The organism is Pseudooceanicola aquaeponti, assembly GCF_050897975.1.
Classification (GTDB): domain Bacteria; phylum Pseudomonadota; class Alphaproteobacteria; order Rhodobacterales; family Rhodobacteraceae; genus Pseudooceanicola.
Genome location: NZ_JBPAXY010000004.1, coordinates 286554 through 300202 on the forward strand (window position 1 = coordinate 286554; position 13649 = coordinate 300202).

General features: G+C 70.0%; 11 protein-coding genes. 3 read left to right on the plus strand and 8 right to left on the minus strand.

Annotation, left to right across the window (positions count from 1 at the left end):
• Window positions 1-238: 238 nt before the first annotated feature.
• The gene (rimO, locus tag ACRARE_RS11205; protein WP_432656523.1) at window positions 239-1633 is read right to left on the minus strand and encodes a 30S ribosomal protein S12 methylthiotransferase RimO; all 1395 of its coding nucleotides are present in this window, start codon (window positions 1631-1633) and stop codon (window positions 239-241) included.
• Between the two features lie 121 nt (window positions 1634-1754).
• On the opposite strand from rimO, the gene ACRARE_RS11210 reads away from it, so the two are divergent.
• The gene (locus tag ACRARE_RS11210; RefSeq protein WP_432656524.1) at window positions 1755-3692 is read left to right on the plus strand and encodes an AsmA family protein; all 1938 of its coding nucleotides are present in this window, start codon (window positions 1755-1757) and stop codon (window positions 3690-3692) included.
• Window positions 3693-3934: 242 nt separating this feature from the next.
• On the opposite strand, the gene ACRARE_RS11215 is transcribed toward ACRARE_RS11210, so the two are convergent.
• The 5 genes from ACRARE_RS11215 to hrpB all read right to left on the minus strand — a co-directional run bounded on the left by ACRARE_RS11215 (window position 3935) and on the right by hrpB (window position 10379).
• A complete protein-coding gene (locus tag ACRARE_RS11215; RefSeq protein WP_432656525.1) occupies window positions 3935-4525 on the minus strand; it encodes a GcrA family cell cycle regulator in 591 nt (196 codons plus the stop codon).
• 180 nt (window positions 4526-4705) lie between these two features.
• The gene (gene argF / locus ACRARE_RS11220; protein ID WP_432656526.1) at window positions 4706-5632 is read right to left on the minus strand and encodes an ornithine carbamoyltransferase; all 927 of its coding nucleotides are present in this window, start codon (window positions 5630-5632) and stop codon (window positions 4706-4708) included.
• Window positions 5633-5701: 69 nt separating this feature from the next.
• Complete coding sequence (locus ACRARE_RS11225) at window positions 5702-6889, minus strand: aspartate aminotransferase family protein (RefSeq protein WP_432656527.1); 1188 nt, start codon at window positions 6887-6889, stop codon at window positions 5702-5704.
• 531 nt (window positions 6890-7420) lie between these two features.
• A complete protein-coding gene (rpmB, locus tag ACRARE_RS11230) occupies window positions 7421-7711 on the minus strand; it encodes a 50S ribosomal protein L28 (protein WP_432656528.1) in 291 nt (96 codons plus the stop codon).
• Between the two features lie 247 nt (window positions 7712-7958).
• On the minus strand, window positions 7959-10379 hold the full coding sequence (hrpB, locus tag ACRARE_RS11235) for an ATP-dependent helicase HrpB (protein ID WP_432656529.1): 2421 nt from the start codon (window positions 10377-10379) through the stop codon (window positions 7959-7961).
• Window positions 10380-10523: 144 nt separating this feature from the next.
• Between hrpB and meaB the strand changes: the two genes are divergently transcribed.
• Window positions 10524-11501: a methylmalonyl Co-A mutase-associated GTPase MeaB gene (gene meaB / locus ACRARE_RS11240; RefSeq protein WP_432656530.1), complete on the plus strand. Its 978-nt coding sequence runs from the start codon at window positions 10524-10526 to the stop codon at window positions 11499-11501.
• A 328-nt stretch (window positions 11502-11829) separates the two neighbouring features.
• Here the strand turns inward: meaB and ACRARE_RS11245 are convergent, their stop codons facing one another.
• Window positions 11830-12525, minus strand: a complete 696-nt coding sequence (locus ACRARE_RS11245; protein ID WP_432656531.1) for an NAD-dependent deacylase — start codon at window positions 12523-12525, stop codon at window positions 11830-11832.
• Window positions 12526-12590: 65 nt separating this feature from the next.
• Here ACRARE_RS11245 and ACRARE_RS11250 point away from each other — a divergent pair, with 65 nt between their 5' ends.
• A complete protein-coding gene (locus ACRARE_RS11250) occupies window positions 12591-13076 on the plus strand; it encodes a low molecular weight protein-tyrosine-phosphatase (protein ID WP_432656532.1) in 486 nt (161 codons plus the stop codon).
• A gap of 34 nt (window positions 13077-13110) precedes the next feature.
• Here ACRARE_RS11250 and ACRARE_RS11255 read toward each other — a convergent pair whose 3' ends face one another.
• Window positions 13111-13467: a COG4315 family predicted lipoprotein gene (locus ACRARE_RS11255; RefSeq protein WP_432656533.1), complete on the minus strand. Its 357-nt coding sequence runs from the start codon at window positions 13465-13467 to the stop codon at window positions 13111-13113.
• Window positions 13468-13649 lie beyond the last annotated feature (182 nt).

Here is a 13649-nt window from a genome sequence, read left to right on the forward strand (position 1 = left end):
CTCTGCCCCCGTCGCCGAAGGGCGACACGTGGAGGGGAAGGGGGGCTCTGCCCCCCGCCGCGCGTGCCGCGCGACTCCCCCCGGGATATTTTTGGCAATGAGAAAAGCTGGGCGCCGCGCCCCAACTATTTTTTGGCCCGAAATACTCCGGGGGTGCGGGGGCTGGCCCCCGCTGAAAGCAACGTGCAGGGGCTGGTCCCCGCTTTTGGTCCGTGGCCGTCCAGCAAGACGGCAGGGCCTAGCCGCGCAGGCGCTTGCCCCAGAGGTCGTATTCGCTGGCCTCGTCCACCTCGACCGTGACCAGATCGCCCGGTTTCAGATCCTCGAAATCCTCGTCGATGAAGAGGTTGCCGTCGATCTCGGGCGCATCGGCCCAGGACCGGCAGGTGGCGCCGTCGCCGTCTACCTCGTCGACGATCACCTGGCAGGTGCGGCCCACCTTGGCGGCCAGCTTGGCCTCGGAAATCGCCTGGGCCTTCGCCATGAAGCGGTCCCAGCGGTCCTGCTTCACCTCGTCCGGCACATGGTCGGGCAGGTCGTTCGAGCGCGCGCCCGCGACATTCTCGTATTGGAAGCAGCCGACGCGGTCGAGCTGCGCCTCGTCCATCCAGTCGAGCAGGTACTGGAACTCTTCCTCGGTCTCGCCCGGATAGCCCACGATGAAGGTCGAGCGGAGGGTGATGTCGGGGCACATCGCCCGCCAGGCGGCAATTTCGTCCAGGGTCTTCGCGCTGGCCGCGGGCCGGGCCATGCGTTTAAGGACATCGGGGTGGGCGTGCTGGAAGGGGATGTCGAGATAGGGCAGCAAGCCGCTTTCGGGGTCGGCCATCAGGGGGATCAGCTCGCGCACCGCCGGGTAGGGGTAGACGTAGTGCAGCCGCACCCAGGCGCCAAGCTTGCCCAGCTCGCGCGCCAGGTCGGTGATATGGCTGCGCACCTCGCCGTCCTTCCAGGGATGCGCCGAATACTTGCGATCCACGCCGTAGGCCGAGGTGTCCTGGCTTATGACCAGCAGCTCCTTCACCCCTGCCTCGACCAGCTTTTCCGCCTCGCGCAGCACGGCGTGCGCGGGACGCGAGGCCAGGCGGCCGCGCATGTCGGGGATGATGCAGAACTTGCACTTGTGGTTACAGCCCTCGGAAATCTTCAGATAGCTGTAATGGCGCGGGGTCAGCGAGACGCCCGAGGCCGGCAGCAGATCGACGAAGGGATCGGGGCTGGGCGGCACCGCCTGGTGCACGGCGTCCAGCACCTGTTCGTATTGATGCGGGCCGGTGACGGCCAGCACCTTGGGGTGGGTGCCGGTGATATACTCGGGCTCTGCCCCCAGGCAGCCGGTGACGATCACCCGGCCGTTTTCCTTCAGCGCCTCGCCGATGGCCTCCAGGCTTTCGGCCTTGGCGCTGTCCAGGAACCCGCAGGTGTTGACGATCACCGCGTCGGCACCCGCGTAGTCGGGCGAGATGGCGTAGCCCTCGGCGCGCAGCCGGGTCAGGATCCGTTCGCTGTCCACCAGCGCCTTGGGGCAGCCGAGAGAGACCATGCCCAGCGAGGGTTGGCCGGGGCGCGCGGGGTCCTCGCCCAGACGGGCGGCAGGAGCTAGATCGGGGCGGAGATCGGGCGGGTTCTGCATTTGCCCGCATATAGGCGAGCGCAGGCCCCGTGGAAAGCCCCGCCGCGCGCGCGCGAGCGTTTGCCCGGGGCGTCATTGTTGCTATTCTGTCTAATGACCAATTGGATCAAGGGGATCGGGGATGCGGTGGATCGTGCGAATTCTGGGTGCGCTGGTGCTGGCGGTGGTGGCCCTGGCGGCGGCGCTGCTGTTGCTGCCCGGCGAAAAGATCGCGGGGATCGCCGCTGACCGGATCGAGGCGCTGACCGGCCGCCAGCTGACCATCGCCGGTGAGACCCGGCTGAGCTATTATCCCGTGCTGGGGGTGCGCACCGGCCCGGTCAGCCTGTCCAACGCCCCCTGGTCCGAGCGCGGCCCGATGTTCCAGGCCGACAGCCTGCAAATCGGTGTCGACCTGATGGCCCTTCTGGGCGGCGACGTGCGCATCACCGAGCTGGAGGCCGAAGCCCCCGCCATCCTGCTGGAACGCAATGCCGAAGGGGCGGTGAACTGGGATCTGCTGCCCGCGGGTGCGGCCTCGGGCAGCGGCGCAGAGGCCCCGGCCCCAGGTGGCGCGGCGCGGCAGATCACCCTCGACCGGCTGCATATCCGCAAGGCCTCGATCCGCTATATCGACGCCGCCATGGCCAGCGATCAGCGGCTCGAAGGGCTGGAACTGGGGCTTTCGCTGCCCGACAGCAGCGGCCCGGCGGATCTGACGCTGGGTCTCGACCTGCCCGGCGGGCGGATCAGCGGCGAGGGCCGCGTGGCCCAGGCGATGACCTTCCTCGACGGTGGGGTTTCCGAGCTGAGCCTCAGTTTCGAGGCCCCGGGCGGCAGCGCCCGCTTCGAGGGGCGCGGCGGGATCGCGCCCGAAGCCGACGGCCATCTGGTGCTGTCGATCAGCGATGCCGACCGGCTGCTGGCGGTGCTGGGCGAGGGGGCCACCCTGCCCGGGGCGCTGGCGGGGGATCTGGGCTTTGACGGCCAGGTCACGCTGACATCCGACGGCCAGGTGGCCCTGCGCAGCGGCACCCTGCGCGGCGCGGGCAACGTGGCGGCGGTCGAGGCCGACATCACCCCCGGCCCGGTCACCCGCGTCACCGCCCAGGTGGTGGCCGACCGGCTGGACCTCAGCGCCTTCACCGGCGGCGGCAGTTCGGGCAGCGGCGGTAGCAGCGGCACGGGCGGCTGGTCCAACGCGCCCATCGACGCCTCGGCGCTGAACCTGATCGAGGGCACCGTGGCGCTCAGCGCGGGCAGCGTCGATCTGGGGGTGACCCAGCTGAGCCAGCTGCGCAGCCAGATCACCATCGACCGCGCCCGCGCCGTGGCGACGATCAGCCAGATGGGCATCTTCGGCGGCGGCGTCACCGGCCAGCTGGTGGCCAACAACCGCGCGGGCCTGTCGATTGGCGGCGACCTCAGCGCGGCGGGGGTCGACCTGGCGCGGATGCTGGACGAGCTGGCGGGGATCGACCGCTTCACCGGCAGCGCCGACGCGGGGCTGAACTTCCTCGCCTCGGGCAATTCGGTGCAGGCCTGGATGTCGTCGCTCTCGGGCGGCGGCCGCCTGTCCACCGGGCGCGGCACGATCTCGGGGATCGACCTGGACCGGGTGCTGCGCTCGGGCGACGTCTCGGGGGGCACGACGATCTTCGACGCGACCGAGGCCAGCTTCTCGATCGCCGGGGGCGTGCTGTCGAACGACGACCTGGAAATGCGCCTGGCTTCGATCACCGCCACCGGCGAGGGCACGGTGGACCTGGGCCAGCAGCGGCTGAACTACCTCTTCACCCCCGTGGCGCTGAAGGATGACGCGGGGCGCGGCATCGCCATCCCGGTGCGCATCCGTGGCCCCTGGGCGTCGCCACAGATCCTGCCGGACCTGGAACGCGCTATCCAGCTGAACGCGGACCTCGACACCCAGCAGATCGAGGACAACGCCAAAGAGCGCGTCCGGGCCGAGGTCGAGGACGCCCTGGGCGTGACCCGCGAAGAGGGCGAAAGCGACGAAGACCTGCTGCGCCGGGGCCTGGAGAACAAGCTGGAGGACGAGCTGCGCAACCTCTTCAAGTAGAGGGCCGCTCGCCTGATGGGGCCCCGTGTCTGATCGGGCCGCCTTGGCGTCCCGCCCCTCTATCTTCTCGTTTGCCAAAAGTATCCCGGGGGAGTCGCCCGTAGGGCGGCGGGGGCAGAGCCCCCTATCCCTTCCATCTGCCGCCCTCCGGCGGCGGGGGCAGAGCTCCTTTACCCACACACCAACCGCACATGAAAAAGGCCCCCGAGGGGGCCTTTTCAAATCTCCGATCGGTCCGCGCCTCAGCGTTTGCGGTCGCGGCGCGAGGACATGGGCTGGAAGGCCACGCCCACATGGGCCTCGCAATAGGGTTTGCCCGCCTGGGCGGGCAGGCCGCAGAACCAGAAATCCTCGGTCGCGGGGTCGCCCACGGGCCACTTGCAGGTCTTCTCGGTCAGCTCCATCAGGGTCAGGCGCTTGGCCTTCTTCTCGATCTCGCTGACCTTGGCCAGGGCCTCGGGGCTGATCTCATTGGCCGAGGGCTGCGGCGGCAGGGGCTGGCCCGCCGGGATGATCGCCTTGCGCGCCGGGCTGGGCGCGGGGGCGGCGGGGGCCGCCGCCTGGGGCGCGGGTTCGGGTTTCGGCTCGGGCGCCGGGGTGGCGCTGGCCGCCTCCCGCTTGGGTGCGGGCTTGGCCTTGGCCTCGGGCTTGGCCGCCGGGGTGGCCTGGGCACTGCCGCCCCCGCCCGAGCGGTTCGACAGGCCCAGCCGGTGCACCTTGCCGATCACCGCGTTCCGGGTCACGCCGCCCAATTCCTTGGCAATCTGGCTGGCCGACTGGCCTTCGCCCCACATCTTCTTCAGCAGCTCGACGCGCTCATCGGTCCAGGACATTCGCCTCTCCATCTTCCCACAAGGCCGCTGCCCGCGGTCACGGGGGGCGGGGCCGCCTGCCATCGCAGGGGCCCCGCCCTAAAACTCAGCCTTCTATACTAGTCATGGGGCGCGGAGTTACAAGGTATCAATGGCCTTGCCCCCGCTCCCCGGCTTTCCTCTGCCGCAGGCCCGCGCGGCCTAAAGGCCCAGGCACCAGCGCATCACGGCCTTCTGCGCGTGCAGCCGGTTCTCGGCCTCGTCGAAGATCACCGATTGCGGCCCGTCCATCACCGAAGAGGTCACCTCTTCGCCCCGGTGCGCGGGCAGGCAATGCATGAACAGCGCCTGGTCCCCCGCCTGGGCCATCAGCGCGTCGTTCACCTGGTAGGGGCGCAGCATGTTGTGGCGCCGCTCGCGGGTGCTTTGCGCGTCATGCATCGACACCCAGGTGTCGGTGACCACCAGATCGGCCCCCTCGACGGCGCGGGCCGGATCGCGTTCGATTACCACCTCGGCGCCCTTTTCACGGGCGAATCCCACAGCCTTGGGGTCGGGGTCCAGCTGCATGGGCCCCGAGAAGGTCAGGTTGAACCCCATCTGGCCGGCGGCGTGCAGCATCGAGGCACAGACGTTGTTGCCATCGCCGATCCAGACCACCTTCTTGCCCGCCATCGGCCCGCGATGTTCCTCGAAGGTCAGCATGTCGGCCATGATCTGGCAGGGGTGGCTTTCATTGGTCAGCCCGTTGATCACCGGCACAGAGGCATATTCCGCCAGCTCGTGCAGGATGGTCTCTTCATTGGTGCGGATCATGATCATGTCCACATAGCGCGACAGCACCCGGGCGGTGTCGGCAATCGATTCGCCGTGACCCAGTTGCATCTCGCCGCCCGACAGCACCATCGACTGGCCGCCCAGCTGGCGCACCCCCATGTCAAAGCTGACACGGGTCCGGGTCGAGGGTTTCTCGAAGATCAGCGCGACCATGCGACCGGCCAGGGGCTGGTAATCATCAGGGGTGCCCTTGGGGCGATCGCCGCGGGCCACCTTCATGGCGCGGGCCTCGTCCAGCATGTGCCGCAGGTCGTCGGGGTCGGTGGTGTGGATGTCCAGGAAGTGCTTCATCGTCTCTCTCTCAAGGCGGGTGCGATGGCGGGCGAGGTCCTCCCGCCCGCATCGCCCCGCGCAGGGGCGTCAGCCCGCTTTCGTCTCGCTTGTCGCGGCCTTGGCGGCCCGGTCCAGCCGGTCCACGGCCTCGGCGATTTCGGCATCGGTGATGGTCAGCGGCGGCAGCAGGCGCACCACATTGTCCGCGGCCGGAACGGTCAGCAGCTCTTGGGCATAGCCCGCCTTGACCACATCGCCGCAGGGGATCTTGCATTTCAGCCCCAGCATCAGGCCCAGGCCGCGCACCTCTTCGAAGACGTCGGGGTTATCCGCGACCAGCCCCTCCAGCTTCTGCCGGAAGAGGCCCGCCTTGCGCCGTACCTCCTCCAGGAAGGCCGGATCGGCGATCTTCTTGATCACGGCGTTGCCCACGGCGCAGCCCAGCGGGTTGCCGCCATAGGTCGAGCCATGGGTGCCCGCCACCATGCCGCTTGCCGCCTCTTCGGTGGCCAGCACGGCGCCCAGGGGGAAGCCGCCGCCAATGCCCTTGGCGACCATCATGATGTCCGGGGAGATGCCGGCGTATTCATGGGCGAAAAGGTGACCGGTCCGGCCCACGCCACATTGCACCTCGTCCAGGATCAGCAGGCAGCCCTTGTCGTCGCACAGCTTGCGCAGCGCCTTCAGGTCGGCGTCGGGCAGGGGGCGGATGCCGCCTTCGCCCTGCACCGGCTCGATGATGATCGCCGCGGTCTCGTCGCTGACCATCTCGGCCAGGGCGTCCCAGTCGCCCCATTTCGCCTGTTTGAACCCGGGCAGCAGCGGGCCAAAGCCCTTGGCCATCTTCTCGGTCGGCACGGCGGCGATGGCGGCGGACGACCGGCCATGGAAGGCGCCGTCGAAGGCGATGATCTCGACCTTTTCGGGCAGGCCCTTGGAATACCAGTACTTGCGGGCCATCTTCACCGCCAGTTCCATGGCCTCGGTGCCCGAGTTGGTGAAGAAGGCGGTATCGGCAAAGGTCGCCTCGACCAGCCGCTTGGCCAGCTCTTCCTGCTGCGGGATCTCGTAGAGGTTCGACAGATGCCACAGCTTGCGGCCCTGCTCGGTCAGGGCCGCGACCAGATCGGGGTCGCTATGGCCCAGGGCGTTGACGGCGATGCCGGCGCCCAGGTCGAGGAAACGACGCCCGTCCTCCTCGATCAGCCAGGAGCCTTCGCCACGGGTGAAATGCAGCGGCGCGCGATTGTAGGTCGGCAGAACGGGAGGGATCATCGGATGTCCTTCGCAATACGAGAGGCCCTGAATGAGCATGGGGGCTCGGGCCAAGTCAAGTTTTCAAGGGGGGTGAAAAAGGCGCCGCGACATTTTGGGCGCAGGATCGGGGCAACAGCCGCGCTTCCCGGGGGAAGGCGGTCCTCAGACGCGTCGGCGTCGGCGGATATCTGCGGTCATCACGATCATGTCTGTCGCATAGCGCCTCGCGCGGCGCTTGCAAAGGGGAAACGTAGGCGCGCGGCGCCAGTCGTGGCGCCGGTGGCGGCCGGGGAGGCCTCCGGCGGGAGTATTTCTGGCCATCGAATGGAAGGGGGGGGCGCCCCAAAGCTCTTACGGTCCCCCGGCTGAAAAGGAGATCGCCTGGCGCGCGGCCTGGGTGGGCGTTCCTTCCATTCGATGGCTGAAAATACTCTGGGGGAGTCGCGCGGCACGCGCGGCGGGGGCAAAGCCCCCCGGGGCTGGCCTGGCCAAAAGAAAACGGCCCCGCCGCAGGGCGAGGCCGTTCGAAATGTCGAAGGATCAAAGCGATCAGGCGTTGGCGGCCTGGGCTTTCAGGATCTCTTTCTTCACCTTCAGCGCGGCGTCGGACAGCTCGGCGTCCTTGGCCTTGGCCAGGAACTTGTCCAGGCCACCGCGGTGGTCCACCGAACGCAGGGCGGAGGCGGAGATGCGCAGTTTCACGTTGCGGCCCAGGGTCTCCGAACGCAGCGAAACGTCGTTCAGGTTGGGCAGGAAACGGCGGCGGGTTTTGTTGTTGGCATGGCTGACATTGTTGCCAGTCATCGGGCCTTTACCGGTCAGTTCGCAGCGGCGCGACATGGGCTATCCTCGTCTGGTCTGAAGGGCAGTTCGCGCCCCGATCAAATGAAAAGGCACCGCCGTGGCGGCACCCCTGAATCTCGTTGCGCGTCATTACGACTCTGTCGGGGGGAGGTCAAGTGTTTCGGAGATATGACAGGGACAGAGCCGCGAGATGCGGATGCGGCGCTGCATAGACCGGCGGCGCGGGAAAGGCCAGAGGGGCGGCCCGTTCGCTTTGACGCGGGGCGCGTGAGGCGGATCCCCCCTATTGCTTGCGTTTGACGCGCAGGGTCGGATCCGCCTCGCGCGGATCCTCGGGCCAGGGGTGTTTCGGATAGCGGCCGCGCATGTCCTTGCGCACATCCGCATAGGAATTGGTCCAGAAGCCCGGGATGTCGCGGGTCACCTGCACCGGGCGACCGGCGGGCGACAGCAGGGTCACCACCAGGGGGCGGCCCGCCACGGTGGGGTGGCGGGTCTGGCCGAACATCTCTTGCAGGCGCAGGGCGATCCCGGGGTCTTCGCCGGAATAGTCGATGGCGATCTCGCGGCCCAGGGGGGTGATAAAGCGGGCGGGGGCCTCGCGGTCCAGCCGCTGTTGCGCGTCCCAGCTGAGCCGCCCGCGCAGGGCGGGCAGCAGATCGAATCGCTTCCAATCTTCCAGGCTGCGCACGCGCCCCAGATGCGGCAGCAGCCAGTCCTCTGCCGTTTCCATCAGCGCCGCATCGCTGAAATCGGGGAAGTCGTCGCCCATCAGGCGCGCGCGGGCCAGGAAAAGGCGCGCGGGTTCGGAAGGGAAGAAACCCAGCTCGCGCACACCCTCCAGCATGGCGCGGGCCATGTCCTCGGGCGGGGCCTCTTTCCAGGCGCGGTCGGTCAGGGCGATGGCGCCCAGCCGGTCCTGCACCCGGGCCTCGACGCGGCGGTGGCGGCGTGACCAGCGGCACAGATGCATCTCGGCGATCTGATCGGGGAAAAGGGTGCGCAGGGCGGCCTCGTCGATCTGCACCGCCTGGCGAATGCGCGCCTCGCGCGGGTCGCCGTCGGTGTCGGTGACCACCAGCAATCGCGCGCCCGCCAGCGGATCCTCGGGGGGCAGGGCCGCGCCCTTGCCGCCCGAGAGCAGATAGCGCGGCGCCTCGCCGGGGCGGCGCAGCCCGATCCGGTCGGGATAGGCGAGCGCGGCCATCTCCTCGGGCGCCAGCCCGGCCTCGGGACCGGCCCCGCGCGCCAGCCGCTTGGCCTCTTGCCGGATGCGGGCCAGGGCGCCCGCATCGGCGCGGGCCTCACGCTCGCCCTGCAGGGCCTTCAGCCGCAGGTGCAGGTCCACCGGGGCGCCGCGCGCCATCGGGTCGCGGTCGGCCAGCAGCGCGGCCATGGGCGCCGCCGAGGGCCCGGCGAGTGCCAGCATATGGGCCAGGCGCGGGTGCAGCGGCAGCCCGGCCAGGGTGCGCCCGTGCTCGGTGATGCCATGCCCGTCCAGCGCGCCCAGCATCCGCAAGAGGGCCTGCGCCTCGGCAAAGGCGCCTTCGGGCGGGGGCGTCAGGAAGGCCAGCTGGTCCGGCCCCGCCCCCCAAAGCGCCAGTTCCAGAGCCAGGCCCGCCAGGTCGGCGGCCTCGATTTCCGCAGGGGGATAGGCGGGCAGGGCCCCTTCCTCGCCCCTGGTCCAGGCGCGGTAGCAGCGGCCCGGCGCCACCCGGCCCGCGCGGCCCGCGCGCTGATCGGCCTCGGCGCGGCTGACCTTCTCGGTCACCAGCCGCGACATGCCGGATCCGGGGTCAAAGCGCGCCCGCCGCGACAGGCCTGCGTCGACCACCGCGCGCACGTCGGGGATGGTCAGCGAGGTTTCGGCAATCGAGGTGGCAAGCACCACGTTGCGCCCCTGGGCGGCAGGCTCCAGCGCGGCGCGCTGTTCGGCGAATTTCATCGCGCCATAAAGGGGGCGGATCTGGCAATCGGCGGGCAGGCGGCCTTTCAGCGCCTGTTCCACCCGGCCGATCTCGCCCGCGCCGGGCAGGAAGACCAGCACGCCCGCCTCGGTCTCGGCCACCGCGCGTTCCACCAGGGTGGCGACATCGGCCCAGGTCTCGCGGCCCTTGCGCAGGGGGCGGTCGGCATGGACCAGCTCGACCGGATAGGCGCGCCCCTGCGAGGTGACGATGGGGGCGTCCTCCATCAGCGCCGCCACGGGGCCCGCGTCCAGCGTCGCGGACATGGCCACCAGGATCAGGTCGTCGCGCAGGGCTCCGGCGATTTCCAGGCACAGCGCCAGGCCCAGATCGGCGTTGAGCGAGCGTTCGTGAAACTCGTCAAAGATCACCGCGCCGATCCCCGACAGCTCGGGGTCGGACTGGATCATCCGGGTCAGGATGCCTTCGGTCACCACCTCTATCCGGGTCGCCCGGCCCACCTTGGCCTCGCCGCGCACCCGGTAGCCCACGGTCTCGCCCGCCCGTTCGCCCAGGGTCTGGGCCATGCGTTCGGCGGCCGCGCGGGCGGCCAGGCGGCGGGGTTCCAGCATCAGGATCCGGCCCGGGGTCAGCCCGGCCTCTAGCATAGCCAGGGGAACCCGGGTGGTCTTGCCCGCGCCCGGGGGGGCCTGCAAGACGGCGCGGCCCCGGGCGCGCAGGGCGGCGATCAGCTCTGGCAGGGCGGCGTCGATGGGCAGGGGGGCTTGGGCTGTCATGGCGCCCTTATGCGACGGCGGGGCGGGGGGCGTCCAGCTTGTGTAAAGTGGGGGCGTTCCCCTTGCGGGCTGCGGCGGTGTCGCACTGGACGGCGCGCGGTGCGAGGCGCTACACCCGGGGAAAAGCAGACCCGGGGGACCCTGATGGACATCGACACATTGGCCGAGAAAATCCTGGCCGGGGATCGCCGCGCCCTGTCGCGCGCCATCACCCTGGTGGAAAGCGCCCGCGAGGATCACCGCACCCAGGCGGCGCAGCTGCTGCAACGGCTGTCCGGGGCAGGGCGTCAGGCGCTGCGCATCGGGCTGTCGGGCACGCCGGGGGTGGGTAAGTCGACCTTCATCGAGGCCTTCGGCATGATGCTGACCCGCGCGGGCCTGCGGGTGGCGGTGCTGGCGGTCGATCCGTCCTCGGCGCGCACCGGGGGCTCGATCCTGGGGGACAAGACGCGGATGCCCGAGCTGGCGCGCGCGCCCACGGCCTATATCCGCCCCTCGCCCAGCCAGACGCACCTGGGCGGCATCGCGCGCCGCTCGCGCGAGGCGGTGGCGCTGTGCGAGGCGGCGGGGTTCGACGTGGTGCTGGTGGAAACCGTGGGCGTCGGCCAGTCGGAAACCGTGGTGGCCGAGATCTCGGACCTGTTCCTGCTGCTGCTGGCGCCCGCGGGCGGCGACGAGTTGCAGGGCGTCAAGCGCGGCATCATGGAGATGGCCGACATGATCCTGGTCAACAAGGCCGATGGCGATCTGAAGCCGGTGGCGATGCGCACCTGTGCCGATTACGCGGGCGCCCTGCGGCTGCTGCGCAAGCGGCCCCAGGACCCCGAGGGCTTCCCCAAGGCGATGATCGTCTCGGCCCTGGCCCGGGACGGGTTGGAAAAGGCCTGGGAAGAGATGACCACCCTGGCCGACTGGCGCCGCGCCGAGGGTCATTTCGACCGCGCCCGCGCCGCCCAGGCCCGGTTCTGGTTCCGCGAGGATGTGAAACAGGCCCTGCTGGCCGAGTTGGAGCGCGGCGCGGCCAAGGCGAAGATGGCCGAGCTGAGCGATGCGGTGGCGGCGGGAGAGACGACGCCGACCCTGGCGGCAGAAGAGATGCTGGCGGCCCTGCGCGCCGGGTGAAAGGGGCTGCCCCCCCCCGTCGCCGGAGGGCGACAAATGGAGGGGGAAGGGGGGCGCTGCCCCCGTCGCCGGAGGGCGGCAAATGGAAGGAAGCGGGGGCCTTGCCCCCGTCGCCGGAGGGCGACAGGTCGAGGGGGAAGAGGGGCTCTGCCCCCCGCCGCGCGTGCCGCGCGACTCCCTCCGGGATATTTTTGGCAATGAGAAAGCGCTAAGGGGCGCTGCGGGGCAGGCGTCGGGGGCTGAGGGCCCCGTTGGGCCGGGTTGATGGATGGGCGCCTTTGGGGGTGCCCCTGGGGGCGGCGGTGGCGGCCCGGGGGCGAGGGCGGCGTCAGTGGTCGCTGAGCAGCTCGGCCACCCAGAGGGGCACGACCTCGGTCGCGCGGCCAAGGCGGGCCTCGGCGAAATCGCTGCGCACCGAGGAGCTTTCCAGATTCAGCTCGACCGAATGGGCGCCCGCCGCATCGGCGATCTGCACGAAGCCCGCCGCCGGATAGACCTGCCCCGAGGTGCCGATGGCGGCGAAGAGCGTGCAGCTTTCCAGATGGGCCAGGATCGCGTCCATGTGGTAGGGCATCTCGCCGAACCAGACGATGTCGGGGCGCCCGGCGGGGGCGGCGCAGGCGGGGCAGGGTTCGGCCACCTGCATCTCCATCGGCGCAGGCCAGCGGTGGCCGCAGGTGGCGCAGAGGGCCGAGGCCAGCTCGCCATGCATATGCAGCACGTCCCGCGCCCCGCCCGCCTCGTGCAGGGCGTCGACGTTCTGGGTGACCAGCACCACCTCGCCCGGGTAGTCCCGTTGCAGCTGGGCCAGGGCCACATGGGCGGCATTGGGCCGGGCCTCGGCGGCGGCGGCGCGGCGGGCGTTGTAGAACCGCTGCACCAGTGCCGGGTCGCGGGCGAAGCCCTCGGGCGTGGCCACATCCTCGATCCGGTGCTGTTCCCACAGCCCGCCCGCATCGCGGAAGGTGCCCAGCCCGCTTTCGGCGGAGATGCCCGCGCCGGTCAGGATCACGATTTTCTCCATCCCGCCTTTTCCTTTGCTGATCCGGGTTCTAGCCTTTGTTCGACGATAGCCGCAGGAGATGCCCGATGAAAACCGCTTCGATCCTTTTCGTCTGTCTTGGCAATATCTGCCGCTCGCCCACGGCGGAGGCCGTGATGCGCGCCAAGGTCGAGGAGTTGGGGCCGGATCTGGGCGCGAATCTGGTGCTGGACAGCGCGGGCACCGGCGGCTGGCATGTGGGCGAGGCGCCCTATGGGCCGATGCAGGCCGCCGCCCGGGCGCGGGGCTATGACATGGCGGGGCTGCGGGCGCGCCAGTTCGCCGTCGCCGATTTCGGCGCCTTCGACCTGATCCTGGCCATGGATGCGCAGAACCTGGCTGATATCGAGGGGCAGCGCCCGCAGGCCGGGCAGGGCGCCCCGGTGCGGCTGTTCACCGATTATCTGCCCGCCCAGAGCGCCTTTGCCGGGGCCGATCATGTGCCCGACCCCTATTACACCCGCGATTTCGACGGCACCCTGTCGCTGATCGAGGACTGCGCCGAGGGGTTGCGGACGGCGCTGGCAGGCTGAGGAAGACGGCGCAGGGCCGCCTTCCCCGCCGGGGTCAGCGGGCCAGGTGCCAGGTGCCGCCGACGCCGTCGCCCCGGGTGTCGCCGGGCTTGTTGTCGCCCGCCCAGTAGTACAGCGGCATGTTGTCCAGCGCCCATTGCAGGCTGCCGTCCTGACGGGTGACCAGGGTGAAGTCCCCCTCGGCCGAGGCGCCGGAGCCGGCCAGCAGCGGCGGCCAGGACTTGGCGCAGCCGCCGTTGCAGTTGGAGGTGCCGGGGGCATCCTTGTCGAAGATGTAAAGGGACATGCCGTTGGCATCGGCCAGATAGCCCGCTTCGGTCATCTGAACGCCCGAGGGGCCAGAGGCGACAAGGCTGAGAACGGCCGCTGCCGCAGTCATTGCAAGATTCATGGATCATACTCCGTAAAGGATTGTCCGGCCGGGCCGGAAAAAGGTCACGCGCCATCGCGCATGGCGTCGATGAGGGGGCCTTTGCCGGGGCGGCGTTGTCACCAGCGTTGTCATGGTCGATGAAATTGCGGGCCCGGGGCGTTGAAACGGGCCCGCGGCCTGGCGCGCGGCCAGAGGCTTGC